This is a genomic window from Consotaella aegiceratis (assembly GCF_036541425.1).
Classification (GTDB): domain Bacteria; phylum Pseudomonadota; class Alphaproteobacteria; order Rhizobiales; family Rhizobiaceae; genus Consotaella; species Consotaella aegiceratis.
On record NZ_JAZHFT010000015.1, the window covers coordinates 47,070 to 67,409 of the forward strand.

16 protein-coding genes are annotated in these 20,340 nt (G+C 64.4%); 3 read left to right on the plus strand and 13 right to left on the minus strand.

Going from position 1 to position 20,340, the window contains the following annotated elements; all coding sequences use genetic code 11:
• The first annotated feature begins 138 nt into the window (after positions 1-138).
• Positions 139-438: a DUF3572 domain-containing protein gene (locus SMD10_RS12185; RefSeq protein ID WP_331685972.1), complete on the plus strand. Its 300-nt coding sequence runs from the start codon at positions 139-141 to the stop codon at positions 436-438.
• An 85-nt stretch (positions 439-523) separates the two neighbouring features.
• Complete coding sequence (locus tag SMD10_RS12190; RefSeq protein WP_331685973.1) at positions 524-1,876, plus strand: DNA polymerase IV; 1,353 nt, start codon at positions 524-526, stop codon at positions 1,874-1,876.
• Positions 1,877-2,093: 217 nt separating this feature from the next.
• Here the strand turns inward: SMD10_RS12190 and dnaE are convergent, their stop codons facing one another.
• On the minus strand, positions 2,094-5,591 hold the full coding sequence (dnaE, locus tag SMD10_RS12195; protein WP_331685974.1) for a DNA polymerase III subunit alpha: 3,498 nt from the start codon (positions 5,589-5,591) through the stop codon (positions 2,094-2,096).
• A 650-nt stretch (positions 5,592-6,241) separates the two neighbouring features.
• Here dnaE and SMD10_RS12200 point away from each other — a divergent pair.
• On the plus strand, positions 6,242-6,751 hold the full coding sequence (locus SMD10_RS12200) for a heme-degrading domain-containing protein (protein WP_331685975.1): 510 nt from the start codon (positions 6,242-6,244) through the stop codon (positions 6,749-6,751).
• A 24-nt stretch (positions 6,752-6,775) separates the two neighbouring features.
• Here SMD10_RS12200 and SMD10_RS12205 read toward each other — a convergent pair whose 3' ends face one another.
• From SMD10_RS12205 to SMD10_RS12260, 12 genes are all read right to left on the minus strand, one after another.
• Positions 6,776-7,468 carry an ABC transporter ATP-binding protein gene (locus tag SMD10_RS12205; RefSeq protein ID WP_331685976.1) on the minus strand — a complete coding sequence of 231 codons (693 nt, stop codon included), beginning with the start codon at positions 7,466-7,468 and terminating at the stop codon, positions 6,776-6,778.
• Positions 7,465-8,763, minus strand: a complete 1,299-nt coding sequence (locus SMD10_RS12210; protein ID WP_331685977.1) for a lipoprotein-releasing ABC transporter permease subunit — start codon at positions 8,761-8,763, stop codon at positions 7,465-7,467. Before SMD10_RS12210 ends, SMD10_RS12205 begins: the two co-directional genes overlap by 4 nt.
• Entirely contained in the window at positions 8,753-10,081 is a 1,329-nt protein-coding gene (gene proS, locus SMD10_RS12215; RefSeq protein ID WP_331685978.1) for a proline--tRNA ligase, read from the minus strand. The genes SMD10_RS12210 and proS overlap by 11 nt, the downstream gene beginning before the upstream one ends.
• Positions 10,082-10,747: 666 nt before the next feature.
• Positions 10,748-11,377, minus strand: a complete 630-nt coding sequence (locus tag SMD10_RS12220) for a DsbA family protein (protein WP_331685979.1) — start codon at positions 11,375-11,377, stop codon at positions 10,748-10,750.
• A gap of 198 nt (positions 11,378-11,575) precedes the next feature.
• Positions 11,576-11,854 carry a DUF1467 family protein gene (locus tag SMD10_RS12225; protein ID WP_331685980.1) on the minus strand — a complete coding sequence of 93 codons (279 nt, stop codon included), beginning with the start codon at positions 11,852-11,854 and terminating at the stop codon, positions 11,576-11,578.
• 45 nt (positions 11,855-11,899) lie between these two features.
• Positions 11,900-13,576, minus strand: a complete 1,677-nt coding sequence (locus SMD10_RS12230) for a ribonuclease J (protein WP_331685981.1) — start codon at positions 13,574-13,576, stop codon at positions 11,900-11,902.
• Positions 13,577-13,590: 14 nt separating this feature from the next.
• Complete coding sequence (locus tag SMD10_RS12235; protein WP_331685982.1) at positions 13,591-14,424, minus strand: biotin--[acetyl-CoA-carboxylase] ligase; 834 nt, start codon at positions 14,422-14,424, stop codon at positions 13,591-13,593.
• Between the two features lies 1 nt (position 14,425).
• Positions 14,426-15,865, minus strand: coding sequence for an NADH-quinone oxidoreductase subunit NuoN (gene nuoN, locus SMD10_RS12240; RefSeq protein ID WP_331685983.1), 1,440 nt, complete (start codon positions 15,863-15,865; stop codon positions 14,426-14,428).
• 12 nt (positions 15,866-15,877) lie between these two features.
• The gene (locus SMD10_RS12245) at positions 15,878-17,389 is read right to left on the minus strand and encodes an NADH-quinone oxidoreductase subunit M (protein ID WP_331685984.1); all 1,512 of its coding nucleotides are present in this window, start codon (positions 17,387-17,389) and stop codon (positions 15,878-15,880) included.
• Positions 17,389-19,365, minus strand: a complete 1,977-nt coding sequence (nuoL, locus tag SMD10_RS12250; protein WP_331685985.1) for an NADH-quinone oxidoreductase subunit L — start codon at positions 19,363-19,365, stop codon at positions 17,389-17,391. The genes SMD10_RS12245 and nuoL overlap by 1 nt, the downstream gene beginning before the upstream one ends.
• 8 nt (positions 19,366-19,373) lie before the next feature.
• Positions 19,374-19,682 (minus strand): NADH-quinone oxidoreductase subunit NuoK, encoded by a 309-nt coding sequence (gene nuoK / locus SMD10_RS12255; protein ID WP_331685986.1) that lies wholly within the window; start codon positions 19,680-19,682, stop codon positions 19,374-19,376.
• A 13-nt stretch (positions 19,683-19,695) separates the two neighbouring features.
• Positions 19,696-20,310, minus strand: a complete 615-nt coding sequence (locus SMD10_RS12260; protein WP_331686013.1) for an NADH-quinone oxidoreductase subunit J — start codon at positions 20,308-20,310, stop codon at positions 19,696-19,698.
• Positions 20,311-20,340 lie beyond the last annotated feature (30 nt).

A 20,340-nucleotide genomic window follows, 5' to 3' on the forward strand; every position in this document is an offset into this window, starting at 1 on the left:
CCGCGATCCTCCAGAGTGAGACCGATCCTGTCTGTGGATCGCCCTTTGTGGCGCCGCATAGTCGAACCATAACCCATTTTCATTTACGAATCGGAATCGAGCCGCCGAAAGCGGCAAAGAGGCAAAAGAGACCCGGCAATGCAGAACCGGAATGCACCCATCGACCGCGAGGAAGCGGAACTCGTCGGCGTGCGAGCATTGCAGTTCGTCGCGTCCGATCCCCAGCTCCTCGGTCGCTTCCTGGCCTTGAGCGGCCTCGAAGCCGACCAGCTCAGAGCGCGCGTGCGCGAGCCCGGCTTTTTTGCCGGCCTGCTCGACTTTCTCCTCAATCACGAGCCGACGCTTCTGGCCTTCTCCGCCGATGCGGCAATCGACCCGCAGGTGGTTCGTCGGGCGCGAGCGGCGCTTGCCGACGGATACGGGGTCACCGAGGACTGAGATTGCGGGACGATGCGGCAGAATCGATTTCTTCTGGGATCGGGCTGACGTAGCATCGGATCTCGATCAGGCGCGAACCATCGAGATGAGCCAGTCCCTTCGAAGCTTCTGCCGCGATTGCATGACGGTCCAGTCGAAAGGCGTCGGCCGCTGCCAGCGCTGCGGCAGCCCGCGCGTCCTGCGCCATGCCGAACTTTTCGACCTGTCGATCGCCCATATCGATTGCGACGCCTTCTATGCGTCGATCGAAAAGCGCGACAAACCGGAGCTTGCCACCAAGCCGGTGATCGTCGGCGGCGGCCGTCGCGGCGTCGTCTCGACCGCCTGCTACATCGCGCGGATCAGCGGCGTGCGCTCGGCCATGCCGATGTTCAAGGCGCTGCAGCTCTGTCCGGAGGCCGTCGTCATCCGGCCGAACATGGCGAAATACGTGGAGGTCGGGCGCGCCATCCGCGAAAAGATGCGGGCGATCACGCCGCTGGTCGAACCGCTGTCGATCGACGAGGCGTTCCTCGACCTATCCGGCACCGAACGGCTGCACAAGATGCCGCCGGCCATGACGCTCGCCCTGCTCGCCAACGCCATCCAGGCGGAATTCGGCGTCACCGTGTCGGTCGGCCTGTCGCACAACAAGTTCCTGGCCAAGATGGCCTCCGACCTCGAAAAGCCGCGCGGCTTTTCGGTGATCGGCCGTGCCGAGACGCTCGCCTTTCTCGCGGCCCGGCCGATCACCGCCATATGGGGTGTGGGCGCGGCTCTCGACCGGCAGCTGGAACGCGACGGCCTGCGCACTATCGGTCAGCTTCAGGAGATGAAGGAAGAGGATCTGATGCGCCGCTACGGCGTCATCGGACAGCGCCTGGCGCGGCTGTCGCGCGGGCTCGACAGCCGCTCGGTCGACCCGCGACGCCCGACCAAGAGCATTTCCGGCGAGACGACCTTCGACAAGGACCTGCGCAAGGCCGAGGACCTGATACCGCTGCTGCGGAAGCTGAGCGAGACGGTCGGGCGTCGCCTCAAGGCCACCAACCTCGCCGCACACGAGATCACGCTGAAGCTGAAGACCGCCGACTTCAAGACACGGACGCGGAGCCGCAGGCTCGCACACCCGACGCGCCTGGCCGATCGCATCTTCGAGGTCGGCCGCTCGCTGCTTGCGCACGAGATCGACGGCACCGCCTTCCGGCTGATCGGCATCGGCTGCAGCGGCTTCGCTCCGTCGTCGCTGGCCGATCCGGACGATCTCGTCGATCCTTCGCTGGCTAAGCGCGCCAAGGCGGAGGCAGCCCTGGACCGGCTGCGCGACCGCTATGGCACCGGCGCGATCGAGACAGGCTATACCTTCAAGCCGGAGGCGGGACCGAGACCAGAGGCTCTGCCTGGATCGAATGCTCCGGGCACCGAGGGAAGCGCTAGAGACGTGCCGCCGAAACGATAGCTAGAGCCGGGCCTTTCTGGACTACTCCCGTCGCCCCGCCGGGGAAGCCCCCGAAAGCGAGCGGCGCCTGCTGCAACAGGCCCCGCATAGAGGCCGCCGACATCGCAACGCAGGGTCCTATCCGACCTCGGCCCAAACGACTCACGCCGTCGCCTTCATGGCCAAGGCGCCCGTTCGCTTGAGCCGCCGCCCAATTCCTGCCGTCGGCCCGCTTGCGTCAGACGAGCTCGACGTCGACCACGCCCGGTGCCGCCTTGATGGCACTCGCCATCTGCGGCGAGATCCGATAGCGTCCCGGCAGCGCGATCTCGACCTCACGCTCGCCTTCGTCACGCACCAGGATCAGCGAGACCTCGCCGTCGCCGCCGTCCTTGAGCTGCGAGCGGAACGTCTTGAGCGGCGCCGCGTCGCGCAGGAATACCCTGAGCGCCTTCTGCATTCGCACCGCCTCGTCCTCCAGCGACTGGACCGACTGGGCGCGCAGCGAGATGCCTTCCGGCCGCTCCTCCGCGGCAACCGTCACGATGACGGACGCGCCGGCTTCCAGCTGCTCGCGATAGGTCGACAGCGTTTCGGAAAACAGCACCACCTCGTACTGGCCGCTCGGGTCGGACATCTGCACGATGCCGATCTTGCCACCGGTGCGCGTCTTGCGCTCCTGGCGCGCCGTCACCGTGCCGGCCAGCCGGCCGGCGCTGGCGCCGCGCTTCACGCTGGCGACGACTTCGGCGTGGGTCTGTACACGCAGCCGCTTGAGGGTCTCGCGATATTCGTCGAGCGGATGCGCCGACAGATAGAAGCCGACCGCCTGGAACTCCTTGAGCAAGCGCTCCGAGGAGGTCCACAGCGGCGCGTCGGCGAGGTGCAGCGGCTCCGGTTCGCCCCCGGCAAGGCCGAACATGTCCGATTGGCCGGTGGCCCGCCCGTCGTGAAGGCGCTGGGCATAGGCGGCCATCCGCTCGATATTGGCCATCAGCCGCGACCGATCCTGGCCGAAGCAGTCGAGGGCGCCGGCTGCGATCAGGAATTCCATGGTGCGCTTGTTGACGATCTTCGGATCGATCCGGGCGCAGAAGTCCTCCAGGCTCTTGAACCGCTTGTCGCCGCGCTTCGCGACGATGTGCTCGACCGCATGCTCGCCGACGCCCTTGATCGCCGCCAGCGAATAGAAGATCCGGTTGCCCTCGACCTCGAAAGTTCCGAACGAGGTCTGCACCGAGGGCGGCACCACCTCGATGCCGAGCCGCAGGGCATCCTGGCGAAAGTCGTTGAGCTTGTCGGTGTTGCCCGAATCGAGCGTCATCAACGCCGCCAGGAACTCGACCGGATAGTTGGCCTTGAGAAAGGCGGTCTGGTAGGCGACGAGCGCGTAGCAAGCGGCGTGCGACTTGTTGAAGCCGTAGTCGGCGAATTTGGCGAGCAGGTCGAAGATCGTGTTCGCCTGCGCCTTGTCGATCCCGTTCTTCTTGGCGCCATCGACGAAGCGCACGCGCTGCTTGTCCATCTCGGCGCGTATCTTCTTGCCCATGGCGCGGCGCAACAGGTCCGCTTCGCCGAGCGAATAACCGGCGAGCACCTGGGCGATCTGCATCACCTGCTCCTGATAGATGATGACGCCCTGGGTCTCCTTGAGGACCGGCTCCATCATCGGATGGATGATCTCGACCTCCTCCTCGCCGTGCTTGCGCGCGTTGTAGGTCGGGATGTTCTCCATCGGGCCTGGCCGGTAGAGCGCGACCAGCGCGATGATGTCCTCCAGGCAGTCGGGACGCATGCCGATCAGCGCCTTGCGCATACCGACCGATTCCACCTGGAATACGCCGACCGTCTCGCCGCGGGTCAGCATCTCGTAGGTCTTGGCGTCGTCGAGCGGCAGGGTCGACAGGTTGATGTCGATGCCGCGGCGCCGGATGAGGTCGACGGCCCGCTGCAGCACGGTCAGCGTCTTCAGGCCGAGGAAGTCGAACTTCACCAGGCCGGCCTGCTCGACCCACTTCATGTTGAACTGGGTCACCGGCATGTCGGAGCGCGGGTCTCGATACATCGGCACCAGGCGAGACAGCGGCCGGTCGCCGATGACGATGCCGGCGGCGTGCGTCGAGGCGTGGCGATAAAGCCCCTCCAGCTTCAGCGCATAGGAGATCAGTCGGTCGACGACCTCCTCCTTCTCACGGGCCTCCTGAAGCCGAGGCTCTTCCTCCAGTGCCTGGGCGAGCGTTACCGGGTGCGCGGGATTGGCCGGCACCAGCTTGCAGAGCCGGTCGACGTGGCCATAGGCCATCTCCAGAACCCGGCCGACGTCGCGCAGCACGGCGCGGGCCTGCAACGAACCGAAGGTGATGATCTGGCCGACCTGCTCGCGCCCGTACTTGGCCTGGACGTAACGGATCACCTCCTCGCGCCGGTCCTGGCAGAAGTCGATGTCGAAGTCCGGCATCGACACGCGCTCCGGGTTGAGGAAGCGCTCGAACAGCAGCGAGAAGCGCAGCGGGTCGAGGTCGGTGATGGTCAGAGAATAGGCGACCAGCGAGCCGGCGCCCGAGCCGCGGCCCGGGCCGACGGGAATCGACTGGCTCTTCGCCCACTTGATGAAGTCCGACACGATCAGGAAGTAACCGGGAAACTTCATCTTCTCGATGATGCCCAATTCGTATTCCAGCCGCTCGTGATAGTCGGCTTCACTCGTCCCCGGCGCCCGGCCGTGCGAGGCAAGGCGCTTTTGCAGGCCTTCGGCGGCCTGCCTGCGCAGCTCCGCGGCTTCCGCCTTCTCCGCCTCGTCGGGGTCCGCATCGGCCCCGGCGAAGCGGGGCAGGATCGGCTTGCGGGTGCGGGCGCGATACGCACAGCGCCGGGCGATCTCGACGGTGTTCCGCAGCGCCTCCGGCAGGTCGGCGAAGAGCATCGCCATCTCGGCCTGCGACTTCAGGCAGTGATCGCGCGACAGCCGGCGCCGGTCCTCCTGGCTCACCAGCTTGTTCGAGGCCACCGCGATCAGCGCATCGTGCGCCTCGAAGTCCTCGGGGCAGAAGAAGAACGGCTCGTTGGTGGCGACAAGCGGCAGTTCGAGCTCGTAGGCGAGGGACACCGTCTCGGCTTCGACCCGCTGGCTGCGCCCCTCGTGCCGCTGCAATTCGACATAGAGGCGATCGCCGAACAGCGCCTTCAGCCGCTCCAGCCGTTCGCGCGCCAGCCCGCCCTTGCCCGCCGCGATCGCCGTTCCGATCGGACCCAGCGGTCCGCCGGTGAGCGCAATCAGCCCCTCGGTCCGCCCGTCCAGCCAGTCGGCCGAGATATGCGGACGCGTGGCGCCGTCATGGCCGAGATAACTGAGCGACACAATCTCGACGAGGTTTTCATAGCCGCGTTCGGTCGCCGCGATGAACACCATCGGCGGATGGACGGCCTGCCCTGCCCGCTCCCGCTGCCCGGGTCCTTCCCCGCTTTCATCCTGCCAGTCGACCTCGAGCTGGCAGCCGAGGATCGGCTGGATGCCGGATTTGGCGGCTTTTTCCGAGAATTCCAGCGCGCCGAACAGATTGTTGGTGTCGGCGATGCCCACCGCCGGCGCCCCGTCGGCCTTGGCGTGCTTGATGATCTGGTCAACGCGCAAGGCGCCTTCGAGAAGCGAAAAGGCGCTGTGAACCCTGAGATGGATGAAACGCGGAGACGATATCGCGCCCGTCGACACGGCTGAGGCGGCATTGTCCATCGACATCTCCATCCGTAGGCATGCAGCGTGGAAGCGATGCACTCCGGCCGACGGATGAATCCGCTCCGGAACGCCCCACGCGAACCAAGAGATATAGCAGCCGGCACCGGCTGCCGCCGGGCTCGCGCACGGCTTTCAACAAGAAACCGCCCCATACCGATGGCACCGCCGGCTGCCCGGACAATTGTTCTAACCGGAAGAGCGTCCGAAATGCGGGCGATCGATCCTCGACCCGAAGCGCGAGAGGCCCGTGTCGACCACTTTCGACGAGGCAACGCCAGCCAGCGAAGAGTCCGCTTCGGGGCCGACTGGATGGCCCTCGGACCCGCCTATGGGCAGCCGTATCGGGCCTGCTTTGCCGGGGCGCGCGCCCTAAAGAGAAGCCGCGACGAGGGAGAAACTGACCAGGAACATCGAAACGGCCAGCAGCGAAGCCATGTCTTTGACGATCGTCATCATATTCACTCCGTTTTCCTTATGTTCTTGTTATGTTCTATTTTCATTCGGTCGTCAAGCGGCTGTCCGCTGGAATTGTCCTCCCTGCCGTTTGAATGGTTGTCGCCAAAGACCGAGGCCTCAGCTTGCCTCAGCTGGCCGGATATGATTGGCACCGGCGAACGCCTCAGAGAACCGAGAGATTACGGAGCCCGATCGCCATGACCCCAGAGAACCGCGCCGCATTGGAACGCGATCTCGCCGCGATCGCGCGGCAGGAACAGGAGCTTCAGTTTTCGAGGTTCGACGAGGAAACGGCCTGGGAACTGGGAACCCGGCTGCGCGACCTCGGCACCGGCCTGCCGATCGCGATCGATGTCCGCCGTTTCGGCCAGCCCTTGTTCTTCACCGCGCTGGCCGGCACCAAGCCCGACAATCTCGAATGGGTCCGGCGCAAGAGCGCGGTCGTCGCCCGCTTCTATCGCAGCTCGTATGCCGTCGGCCTCGATCTTCAGCGGACGGGCAGCACGCTGGCCGCACGCTACGGCATTGCCGACGCCGACTATGCCGCCCATGGCGGCGCCTTTCCGATCAGGGTTGCCAGCGCCGGAATCGTCGGGTGCGTGACCGTCTCAGGTCTCAAGCAGCGCGACGATCATGCGATCGTGGTGCGGGCGCTGGCCGAGCACCTCGACATCGCGCTGGACACGGTGGCGCTGCCCGAAGGCTGAACGGTTTTGCGGAAAAGGGGCCGGTCAGGCGATCTGAAGCGGAACGATCTTGCCGTCCTGGATCGTCACGGCGCGATCCATGCGTGCGGCGAGCTCATGGTTGTGGGTCGCCACCAATGCGGCCACGCCCGACTGGCGTACGAGCGCCGTCAGCGCATCGAAGACATAGCCCGCCGTTGTCGGATCGAGGTTGCCAGTGGGCTCGTCGGCCAGCAGAACATAGGGCGTGTTGGCGACGGCGCGGGCGATGGCGACGCGCTGCTGCTCGCCGCCCGAGAGTTCGGCCGGCCGATGCTCCGCCCGCGCGCCGATCCGCATATAGTCGAGAAGCTGCCGCGCCCGCTCGGCCGCGACGCTTCGCGGCAGTCCGCGGATCATTTGCGGCAGCATGACGTTTTCCAGCGCCGAGAATTCCGGCAGCAGATGATGGAACTGGTAGACGAAGCCGATGGCCTCGCGGCGCATCGCGGTGCGGCGGTCGTCGTCGAGTGTGCCGCATGGCTCCTCGTTGACGAAGACCTCGCCCGCGTCCGGCCGCTCCAGGAGACCGGCGATATGGAGCAGCGTCGACTTTCCGGCCCCGGACGGCGCGACGAGGGCGACCATTTCGCCCTTGTCCATCTGAAAGTCGGCACCGGAGAGGATCGTCAGCCGGCCCTCGCCTTCGCGATAATGGCGCTCGACGCAGTCGAGCCGAAGCGCGCTCGTGGAGGTCATTCGTACCGCAGAGCCTCGACAGGATCGAGCCGCGATGCCTTCCAGGACGGAAACAGGGTCGCCAGGAAGGACAGCACCAGCGCCATGGCCACCACGGCCACGACCTCCAGCGCATCGACCTCTGCTGGCAACCGGCTCAGAAAATAGAATTCAGGATCGAACAGCGTGGTGCCGGAGACCCAGGAGAAGAACTGCCGGATGTTTTCGATGTTCAGGCAGAACAGCACGCCGAGCACCAGCCCCGCGGCGGTTCCCGCCACGCCGATCGAGGCGCCGGTGATGAGGAACACCCGCATGACCGCGCCGCGCGTCGCCCCCATGGTGCGCAGGATGGCGATGTCGCGCCCCTTGTCCTTCACCAGCATGAACAACCCGGAGATGATGTTGAGCGCCGCCACCAGCACGATCAGCGTCAGGATGATGAACATCACGTTGCGCTCGACTTCCAGCGCCGAGAAGAACGACTGGTTCTGGCGCTGCCAGGTGACCGTATAGTTCGGCCGTCCCGCCGCCTGTTCGATCGGTGCCTGAAGCGAAGCGACATCGTCGGGATTGTCGACGAAGATCTCGATCGTCTGGGCCTGTCCTTCCTGATTGAAGAAGAGCTGAGCCTCGGAAAACGGCATATAGACATAGGCCGCGTCATATTCCGACAGGCCGATCTCGAAGATCGCGACCACCGGATAGGATTTGACCCGCGGCACCATGCCGAGCGGCGTGGCGTCGCCTTCGGGCGACACCAGCGTGATCCGATCGCCCTGGGCGAGTCCCAGATTGGCCGCCATCCGACTGCCGATGGCGACGCCGCCGCTGTCGTCGAAATTCTCAAGCGAGCCGGACTGGACGTTGTCGGCGATCGGCTTCAGCTTGGTGAGATCGCTGCCGCGCAGCCCCTTCACCAGAGCCCCGGTCCCTGCACTGCCGGAGCCCGAGGCCAGCACCTGCCCCTCGATCAGCGGCGCGGCATAGTCGACGCCATCGACCGCCGACACGCGCTTGGCCACTTCGTCATAGTCGGTCAGCGGCGTGTCGATCGGCTGCATGATGACATGGCCGTTGACGCCGAGAATGCGGGTCAGCAACTCGCCGCGAAACCCGTTCATCACCGACATGACGATGATCAAGGCGGCCACGCCCAGCATGATGCCGACGAAAGAAAAGCCTGCGATCACCGAAACGCCGGCATCCCGCCGGCGGGCTCGCAGATAGCGCCCCGCCACCATCCATTCGAACCGCGCGAAGGGGTGAGACTTCACCTCCGGCGCGGCCGTTTCGACAATCGCGTCAGTGCTCATCGGCAACGCGATTGAGAGCCGCGTCCAGCGGCAGCGTCAGTCGCTCTCCGGTGGCCCGTACCTTGATCTCGACCTCGCCCGCCTTGGCGCCGCGCGGCCCGATGATCACCTGGAGCGGCAGCCCGATCAGATCCATGGACGCGAACTTGGCGCCGGCCCGCACGTCGACGTCGTCATAGAGCACGTCGAGGCCAGCTGCGCCCAGCTTGCCGTAGATCTCGTCACAGAGCCGGTCGCAATCGGCATCGCCGGGCTTCATATTGATCAGGCCGACGTCGAACGGCGCCACCGATTTCGGCCAGATGATGCCGTTGTCGTCGTGCGAGGCTTCGATGATGGCGCCGACCAGGCGCGACGGGCCGATGCCGTAGGAGCCCATGTAGACCGGCGTCTCCTTGCCGTCCGGGCCGGCCACCACGGCCTTCATCGGGTCCGAGTATTTGGTGCCGAAATGGAAGATGTGGCCGACCTCGATCCCCCGGGCAGCCAGCTTGTCGCCTTCGGCGAGAGTCGCCCATTCGGCCTCGTCGTGCATCTCGTCCGTCGCCGCATAGGGCGTCGTCCAGGTTTTGACGATCGAGGCCAGTTCCGCGGCATTGTTGAAGTCGACGTCGTCGCCCGGCACCGCAAGACCCAGATAATCGCGATGGCAGAACACCTCGCTCTCGCCGGTCGAGGCGAGAATGATGAACTCGTGGCTGAGCTTGCCACCGATCGGGCCGGTGTCGGCGCGCATCGGGATGGCCTGAAGGCCCAATCGCGCGAAGGTCCGCAGATAGGCCACGAACATCCGGTGATAGGCGGTCTGCGAGGACTCGAAATCGAGATCGAAGGAATAGGCGTCCTTCATCAGGAACTCGCGCGAGCGCATCACACCGAAGCGCGGCCGCACCTCGTCACGGAACTTCCACTGGATATGGTAGAGATTGAGCGGCAGGTCCTTGTAGGACCGCACATAGGAGCGGAAGATCTCGGTGATCATCTCCTCGTTGGTCGGACCATAGAGGAGATCGCGCTCATGCCGGTCGGTGATGCGCAGCATCTCCTTGCCGTAGTCGTCATAGCGGCCGCTCTCGCGCCAGAGATCGGCCGACTGGATGGTCGGCATCCACAATTCCAGCGCACCCGAGCGGTCCTGCTCCTCGCGAACGATCCGGCAGACCTTGTCGAGCACACGCTTGCCCAGCGGCAGCCAGGAATAGATGCCGGCCGCCTGCTGGCGAACCATTCCGGCGCGCAGCATCAGGCGATGCGAGACGATCTCGGCTTCCTTGGGCGTTTCCTTGAGAATGGGGAGAAAAAATCGCGACAGGCGCATGCTGAAATCGCACTTTCGGTGGAGCCGACGAAACGGCTGAAGAGCCTTGGCCGGGTTCATAGACGTTCAGGCACCTCTTGAAAAGCGCCTCATCGTGCCCGCATGAGCGGCATCCCCTGCCCAATCCAAGATCAAATTGGCAAAAAGATTGTCACAACCATGAAATTTTGCGTGACAACGCGATGAACACTCGCTAACATGCCTTACCATAACGGAAGTGAAAATCTTCCGGCGATCGGTCTAGTCTTGGGAGGACGTGATTTCCGGCGCGGTGAAAGCCGCAGCCCCGAGTATTTCTCGGAGAGAAGTCGAGACCTGCACACTAAAAATGCAAGGCAAATGCCTTGCATTTTTTTTGACCTAACGAAATCTACCATACCAGTTGCTTGATCTACTTACGACGAAGCTCCATGAGGAGCTGCGACACTTCAATTTAACGCAGATGCCACGAAAACCGGCAATTGCGGCTAAAAGTCAGCCACGACCGGTCGTGGCTGATCTACTTTTCGCACTGCGACACCAATTTTTCACGCCCGAAACCATCGGCACCCGACCATGGACGGCATGCATCGACGGCGCATTTCGCCCGATACCTTCCGTTCTCGATTTGCGCTGTGGCCGAGGCCGCATCGGGCCAAGGCGGCATTTCAGTGTCGACGAAGGCGCTTAGCTCTTTCTCGCCGTTACGACCGCCTGCTTCATTGCATCGAAGTCGAGCACGCCGGGATAGAGGGTCGTGCCGATGACATAGGCGGGCGTGCCTGCCAGACCGAAGGCCTCGGCCTGGGTGCTGTTGCGTTGCAGAAGGCCGTTGATGCGCGCCTTGTCCTGATCGTAGGCCGCATTCAGAGCGTTCGGATCGAAGCCGGCTTCGCGCAGCACTGCCTCGATTGCATCGGGCGTCAAGTGATCGGGGGTCGCCATCAGAGCAGCCTGGGCCTCCACATAGCCGTCTCCCGCGGCCAGTGTCAGCCGCGAGGCATAGAGCGACGGCGGACCGAAGATCGGCCAATCCTTCATCACTAGACGGATCCGGCCGTCCGTCTCGACCAGTTTCTCGACGTCAGGCTGGGAGGCCTTGCAGTAGGGACATTGGTAGTCGAAGAACACGACCATCGTCGTGTCGCCGTTCGGATTGCCCTGAACCGGTATCCGTGGATCGTAGAAGACCGCCTCCTTCGACATCGGATTTTCGTCGGCTGCGGCGGCCACCACAGCCGTCGGCACAACGGAGACGGTGCCGAGCGCCGCCAATCGGGCGAGCAATTGGCGACGATCGAGGGGCAGCGGGGACATGACAAAGCTCCTTTGGCGCCGGTGCGGCGCAACCGATGACGCCAGCGCTTTGCGGCAGCGAAACGGCCAGAGGATCACGATCCGGTTGAACGCAGGAGAATGCAGTGCCGAAGGCTTTTCGCGATCAACCGTGACGGAGCGCCGCGCCTGCCTGTGCTCATGCCGACGCCGAAGCCGTCGGATCGATCGCCCACCCGGTCAGGAGCCGGCCAGGTGGCTCGGAATGAACTGGGGAATGGTGTTCGGACCGAGCCCGAACACCTGCGTCACAAGGTAATAGGCGCCGAAGATAATGATCGTCACGATCGTCGTCTGCACGGCCTTGCGCAAGAGCGGCACGCTGTTGGGCGCGCCGTGCTCCGTGCCCAGCGTCACCTCGCCTTCCTCCGCCTGGGAGCGGATGCCGATGGGCAGGATGATGAAGAGCACCGTCCACCAGATGATGAAGAACACCGCGAGCCCGGAAATCCACCCCATGGCATGCCCCTTCCCCGTCGCGTGCCCGGTTTCGGCCGGCCCGCGTCACGATCCGCGCGTGACGAAAACCGTGACGACCGGCTTCTTGCCCCAGGCATCGGCGGCGGCGGAGCGAACCGACCGCCGCACCGCCTCGCGCACCGTACCGAGATCCTTGCGCCGCGATCGCGGAATGCTTTCCACCGCACCGGCCGCCGCGTCGATCAGAAGATCCTCCATATCCTCGCCCTCGCCGTCGACCGCCGGCAGGCCCAGCGCCACCACGTCGGGGTCGACATCGAGTTCCAGTCGTCCGTCGAGCTCCACCAGCACCGAGACATGGCCGACGAAAGACAGCTTGCGGCGGTCCGGAACGCCGAGCTCCTGCGCCGTGCCGATCAGACGGCCATCCTTGTAGATGCGACCGGTCGGCACCTCGTCGATCACGTCGGCGGGACCCGGCGCCAGCCGGACCATCCGGCCGTTGCGCACCGGAACGACGGTCGGAACGCCCATTGCGCGCGCCAATTCCGCATGCGCCACCAGATGGGCCGCCTCGCCATGGACAGGGACGGCGATCTGCGGGCGCACCCATTCATACATCCGCTTGAGCTCGGATCGCCGCGGGTGGCCGGAGACGTGGACCAGGCGGTCGCCATCCTCCATCACCACGATGCCGCGATCGATCAGGGCGTTCTTGATGTCGATGATGCCGCGCTCGTTGCCTGGGATGGTGCGCGACGAAAAGATCACCATGTCGCCCTTGGCCAGCGCGACGCTGGGGTGCTCGTCGCGCGCCAGTTTGGCCAGCGCGGCGCGCGGCTCGCCCTGGCTGCCGGTCAGGATGACCACGATCTTGTCGCGCGGAATATAGCCGTAGTCTTCCTCGGTGACGAAGGGCGGCAGGCCCTCCATGTAGCCGAGCTCGTCGGCCACATCGACGACGCGCTTCATCGAGCGACCCATCAGCATGACCTGGCGGCCGGCATCGCGCGCGGCCTCGGCGATCGATCGGATGCGCCCGACATTGGAGGAAAAGGCTGTGACCGCGACCCGACCCTTCGCTTCCGCGATGATCTGGGCGAGCGAAACCGCGACCTGCGTTTCGCTCGGCGATTCCCCGTCGCGCAGCGCGTTGGTGGAATCGCAGATCATGGCGAGCACGCCTTCGTCGCCGAGTTGGCGCAGCCGCGCCTCGTCCGTCGGCTCGCCGAGCGTCGGCTCCGGATCGATCTTCCAGTCGCCGGTGTGCAGCACGGTGCCGGCCGGCGTGCGGATCGCCAGGGACACCGGCTCGGGGATGGAATGGGTGACGTTGATCGCCTCGATCGAGAAGGGTCCGCAATCGAAGCGTTCGCCGGCCTTGAACAGCGTGACCGGGATCTTCGGCGCCCCCGGCTCGCCTTCGCGCTTGGCCTGAAGCAGGCCGGCAGTGAAGGCCGTGGCATAGACCGGCGCCTTCAATTGCGGCCAGAGGTCGAGCAAAGCGCCGTAGTGATCCTCGTGCGCATGGGTGATGATGATCGCTTTCAGCGCATGACGTTCGCTCTCGATAAAGCTGATGTCGGGAAAGACCAAGTCGATGCCCGGCAGCTCCGGACCGGCGAAGGACACACCGCAATCGACCAGGATCCATTCGCGATCGCCGGCCGGGCCGTACCCGTAAAGGGCGAGATTCATGCCGATCTCGCCGACACCGCCCAAAGGGCAGAAGACGAGCTGGTTTTGACTATTCGTGGTCATAAAACGTCTATTACTCAATCTGCGTGCGCCGACGCGACCGCGCCGAAGTGAACATCGCCCGCAGTCACCGTCGTCCGGCGCCCATTATCCTCCCGAATGACAAAGCGGCAATCGGCGTCAATGGTTTCGAATGTGCCTCGCACGATCCGATTGTCCAGTCTGACGGCCACTTCCGAGCCCAGGCCTGCGGCATGTTTCAACCACTTGGACCGGATCGCGTCGAGCCCACGGCCGTCTTGCCACAACTGCACGTTCGAGGTCCAGGCATCGCTGAGCGCCAGAAACAGGCGGCTGGCGTCGCATCGCCCTCCGAGCGCCGTCAGATCGGTCGCGGGAAACGGCGCGTTCTCCGGATGGTCGACGACGTTGACGCCGATGCCGATCGCCACCGCGAAGGATTGCTGGCCCAAAGCCACGGTCTCCAGCAGGATGCCGGCCAGCTTGGCGCCACCGACGAGCACGTCGTTCGGCCATTTGAGGGCCCAGCGTCCGCCACCTTGGGCGGACCCGCCGTCAGGCGCAATCGCCAGGGTCGGCCCGGACACGACGGCTTCCAGCGCCTCACCTAGCGCCAGAGCCGCGACGAAGCCCAACGACGCCGACACCGCGAGATCGACCGGCGGCCGCAACAGCAGGCTGGCGGCCAGATTGCCCCGGCTGCCTTCCCAGCGCCGGCCACGCCGGCCACGACCATTGGTCTGATGATCGGTGACGATCCATAGCCGTCCCGGATCCCCCGCGGCGGCACGCTGAAGCGCCACCGCATTGGTGGACCCGACCTCGGAAAAGGCTTCCAGCCGGTAGCCGGCCTGCGCCGCTATCGGCGACAATTGAAAGTGGGCTGCCAATTCAAAACAGCGTACGCGCGGCTGCTTCCGCCGCGGACGAGATGGGACCGGCGACGAAGATATAAACCGGGAAGATGAACAGCGCCGCCGCGCCGAGCACCAAGCGCAGCTCGGTCGCCGCCGGCACGAACTCTTCAGCAGCTTCGTCGAACCACATCACCTTGACGATCCGAAGGTAGTAGTAGAGGCCCACGGCACTGGCGAGAACGCCGACCACGGCCACTTCCCAGTAGCCGGCCTTCACCGCGGCGGCGAAGGCGAACCACTTGGCGAAGAAGCCCGCCAGCGGCGGCACACCGGCCAGCGAGAACATCAGAATGGTCAGGAACAGAGCGGTCACGGGGTCGGTCTTGGACAGGCCGGCCAGATCGTTGATCTCCTCGACCATGCCGTCGCGACGGCGCATCGACAGAATGACCGCGAAGGTGCCGAGCGTCATCGCCATGTAGATGGTCATGTACATGATGACGCCGTAGACACCCTCGACGCTGCCCGCCGACAGGCCCACCAGGGCGAAGCCCATATGTGCGATCGAGGAATAGGCCATCAGGCGCTTGATGTTGTGCTGGCCGATCGCGGCGAACGAGCCGAACAGCATCGAGGCGAGCGAGATGAAGATGATGACCTGACGCCAATCGTCGTGCAGCGGGCCGAAGGCCTGGACGGTGAAGCGCAGCATCAGCGACATCGCCGCGATTTTCGGGGCGGCGGCCAGGAAGGCCGTCACCGGCGTCGGCGCGCCTTCGTAGACGTCGGGCGTCCACATGTGGAACGGCACCGCCGAGATCTTGAAGGCGAGACCGGCGAGCAGGAACACCATGCCGATGATCAGGCCGAGCGAGGGCTCGGTGGAGAGCACCCCGGCGATGGCGCGAAAATCGATCTGCCCGGTAAAGCCGTAGATCAGCGAGGCGCCGTAGAGCAGCATGCCCGAGGACAGCGCGCCGAGCACGAAATACTTGACACCGGCCTCGGTGGAGCGGATCGAATCCCGATTGATGGAGACGACCACGTAGATGGCGAGCGACTGCAGTTCGAGACCGAGATAGAGGCAGAGCAGATCGCCCGCCGAGACCATCAGCATCATGCCGAGCGTCGACAGGACGATCAGCACCGGAAACTCGAAGCGGTTGAAGCGCTCGCGCTCGGCAAAGCCCACCGACATGATCAGCGCCACGGCCGAACCGATCAGCACCAGCACCTTCATGAAGCGGGCGAACGGATCAAGCACGATCGAGCCGCCGAAGGCCGGCCCTTCCGGCGCCACCAGCAGCAGCCAGAGCCCCGCCATGATAAGCAGAGCCACCGCCAGGCCGGTCACCGTCTGAACGCTTTTCTCGCCGACGAAGACGCCGATCATCAGAAGGACCATGGCGCCCACCGCCATGATCAGCTCCGGGCCGACGACCGACAGGCTCGAGGCAAGGAAATCAGGTTGCATTCTTGGTTCCCCCTACCGAACCATCGCGACGGACTGGGCCGCCTCAAGCGCCGCCGAGTAGCTGCTGATAAGCGAGTCTACCGAGGCCGCCGTCACGTCGAAAACCGGCATCGGATAGACGCCGAAGAAGATGACCAGCACCACCAGCGGATAGAGCAGCATCTTCTCGCGCCGCGACAGATCCAGAATCGAGCGCAGGCTTTCCTTTTCCAGCGCGCCGAAGATCACGCGGCGATAGAGCCACAGTGCGTAGGCCGCCGACAGGATCACGCCGGTGGCCGCGAAGATCGCCACCCAGCTGTTGGCCTGATAGACGCCGAGCAGCGTCATGAACTCGCCGACGAAACCGCTGGTCCCCGGCAGGCCGACATTGGCCATGGTGAAGATCATGAACACGGCCGCATAGACCGGCATGCGGTTCACCAGACCTCCATAAGCGGCGATGTCGCGGGTGTGCATCCGGTCGTAGACGACGCCGACGCAGAGGAACAGCGCCCCCGAGACCAGACCGTGCGATAGCATCTGGAAGATCGCTCCCTGCACGCCCTGCGCATTGGCCGCGAAGATGCCCATCGTCACGAAGCCCATATGGGCGATCGACGAATAGGCGATCAGCTTCTTGATGTCCTCCTGCATCAGCGCGACCAGCGAGGTGTAGATGATCGCCACCACCGACAGCGTATAGATCAGCGGCGCGAACTCGGCAGAGGCGACCGGGAACATCGGCAGCGAGAAGCGAATGAGGCCGTAGCCACCGAGCTTCAACAGGATGCCGGCCAGGATGACCGACCCCGCCGTCGGCGCCTCCACGTGCGCGTCGGGCAGCCAGGTGTGCACGGGCCACATCGGCATCTTCACCGCGAACGAGGCCAGGAAAGCAAACCACAGCCAACCCTGCATCGACGCCGGGAACTGGTATTCGAGCAGCTCCGGAATCGAGCTCGTACCGGCGGTCCAGTACATCGTCATGATGGCGACGAGCATCAGGACCGAGCCGAGGAAGGTGTAGATGAAGAACTTGTAGCTCGCGTAGATGCGCCGCTTGCCGCCCCACACGCCGATGATCAGGAACATCGGAATGAGGCCGCCTTCGAAGAAGATGTAGAAGAGCACGATGTCGAGCGCGCAGAACACGCCGATCACCAGCGTTTCCAGCACAAGGAAGGCGATCATGTATTCCTTGACGCGGCTCGTCACCGATTCCCGGCTGGCCAGGATGCAGAGCGGCATCAGGAAGGTCGTCAGGATGACGAACAGCATGGAGATGCCGTCGACGCCCATGTGGTAGCTGATGCCGGCGCTGCCGAACCAGCTCGCCTGCTCGACCATCTGAAAGCCGGGATTGCTCTCGTCGAAGGACAGCCAGATCCCGAGCGACAGGAGGAAGGTGAAGATCGTCGTCAGCAGCGCCACGGTGCGCACGTTTTGCCGAGCCTGCTCGTTGTCCTCGCGGATGAACAGGATCAACACCGCGCCGACCAGCGGCAGGAAGGTGACGGCAGAAAGGATCGGCCAGTCGGTCATCAGTTTGCTCCCGCCACCGACATCCACGTGATCAGCAGCACGACGCCGATCAGCATGGCAAAGGCATAATGGTAGATGTATCCGCTCTGCAGGCGGACGACGCGCCCGGCGATGTCGACCACCCGGGCGGACACGCCGTCGGGCCCGAGCCCGTCGATGACCGTGCCGTCGCCCGACTTCCAGAGGAAGCGGCCGACCCGCTTGGCGGACTGCACGAACAGCCGGTCATAGAGTTCGTCGAAGTACCACTTGTTGAGCAGGAACTTATAGAGGCCGCGGTGACGCTCTGCGAGCGCCTTGGGCGTGGACGGCGAGCGAATGTAGAAGAACCAGGCCGTCACCAGCCCGATCACCATCATGACGAAGGGCAGGATGGCGATCAGGAACGGGATCTCGTGCATCTCGTGCAGAACCTCGTTCTCCGGTCCGGTGTAGAGGGCCGCCTGCCAGAACTCCTGGTAGCCTTCGCCGATGAAAGTACCGGAAAAGACCAAGCCGGCGAAGATCGCGCCCAGCGCCAGCACCATGAGCGGCACCAGCATCACCCAGGGCGACTCGTGCACATGGTGCATGACGTCGGCCGAGGCGCGCGGCTTGCCGTGGAATGTCATGAAGATCAGGCGCCAGGAATAGAAGCTGGTCAGCAGCGCGGCCACCACCGTCATGATGAAGCCGTACATGGCGAAGTGATTGTGGCTGACGAAGGCGCTCTCGATGATCGCGTCCTTGGAATAGTAGCCGGCCGTGAGCGGAAAACCGGTGAGCGCCAGGGTCCCCACGATCATCATCGCGTAGGTCCACGGGATGTGCTTCATCAGCCCGCCCATCTTGCGCATGTCCTGCTCGTCGGACACGGCGTGGATCACCGAGCCGGCACCCAGGAACAAGAGCGCCTTGAAGAAGGCATGCGTGAACAGGTGGAAGATCGCCGGCCCGTAGGCGCCGACGCCTAGCGCCACGAACATGTAGCCGAGCTGCGAGCAGGTCGAATAGGCGATCACCCGCTTGATGTCGTTCTGCACCAGACCGATGGTCGCCGCAAACAGCGCCGTCGTTCCGCCGATGAAGGTGACGAAGCCGAGCGCGCCCGGCGACAGTTCGAACAACGGCGACATGCGCGCCAGCATAAAGACGCCGGCGGTCACCATGGTCGCGGCATGGATGAGAGCGGAGACCGGGGTCGGGCCTTCCATCGCGTCCGGCAACCAGGTGTGCAGGCCGATCTGGGCCGACTTGCCCATGGCGCCCATGAAGAGCAGCAGGCAGATGACGGTCAGCGCGCCGGCTGTGGTGAAGGCGTATCCGGCAAAGGTGAAGATCGGCTCGGCCGCGTTCGCCGCCTCCCCCGCCTCGCCGCCGAGTTCGGCCGCCATGCCGGCGGCACCGGCGAAGATCGTATCGAAGTTGATCGAACCGAAGAGGACGAACACCCCGAAGATGCCGAGGATGAAGCCGAAGTCGCCGACGCGGTTGACGATGAATGCCTTCATCGCCGCCGCACAGGCCGACGGCCGCGTGTACCAGAAGCCAATCAGCAGGTAGGAGGCCAGACCGACGCCCTCCCAGCCGAAGAACATCTGAACCAGATTGTTCGCCGTCACCAGCATCAGCATGGCGAAGGTGAAGAACGACAGATAGGCGAAGAAGCGCGGCCGATGCGGATCGTGGTGCATGTAGCCGATCGAGTAGACATGCACGAGCGCCGAGACGGTGTTGACCACCACCAGCATGACCAGCGTCAGCCGGTCGATCCGAAGCGACCACTCGACGTCGATGCCACCCGACTGCATCCAGTGCAGCAGGGTCACGCGCGTGGTTTCACCGTCGAAGCTGAAGAAGGCGATCCACGATAGGACCATCGCAATGAGCAAAAAGCTGGTGGTGACGTATTCCGACGCCTTCACGCCGATCGACCGGCCGAACAGGCCGGCGATCAGGAAGCCGAGCAGGGGAAGCAGGACGATCGCGGTATACATCGCCGGTCTCAGCCTTTCATCGCGTTGACGTCATCGACGGCGATGGAGCCGCGATTGCGGAAGAAGACCACCAGGATCGCCAGACCGATTGCAGCCTCGGCGGCCGCGACGGTGAGCACGAACAGCGCGAACACCTGCCCGATCAGATCGTTCAGGAAGGCCGAGAAGGCGACGAAGTTGACGTTGACGGCGAGCAGGATGAGCTCGACCGACATCAGGATGATGATGATGTTCTTCCGGTTGAGGAAGATGCCGAAGACGCCGATCACGAACAGGATGGCGCCCACGGTGAGATAGTGGCCGAGGCCGATTTCCATGGTTTCCGTCCCCTCAGATACCTTTGCCGCTCTCGACCTTGCGAATTTCCATCGCGGTCGCCGGCGAGCGCGCGACCTGCGCCGCGATCGATTGCCGCTTGATCCCCTCGCGGTGGCGCAGCGTCAGCACGATGGCACCGATCATCGCGACGAACAGAATGAGCCCGGCCACCTGGAAGAAGAAGATGTAGCGGGTGTAGAGCACCGCGCCGAGCGCCTCGATGTTGGAGACCTGATCGAGCGGCGGTATCGGCTGCGACGTGGCGGTGGCCGTCACCGGATCGTAGTAGCTGCCGGTCACCGCAATGATGATCTCGGCGAGCAGCACCAGCCCGACCAGCGCCCCGATCGGCGCATAGTCGAGCACCCTCTGGCGGATCTGGACGAAGTCGATGTCCAGCATCATCACCACGAACAGGAACAGGATCGCCACCGCGCCGACATAGACCACGATCAGGATCAGAGCCAGGAACTCGGCCCCCGCCAGCAGAAAGAGCCCCGCGCCGCTGACGAAGGCGAGGATGAGAAAGAGAACCGAGTGGACGGGATTGCGCGAGAACACCACCATGAGCGCCGCGCCGATCGTCACGAAGGCGAAGATGTAGAAGAACAGTGCCTGCAGGCCCAGCATACCTGGCTCCTTGTTCGACCCGCCCGA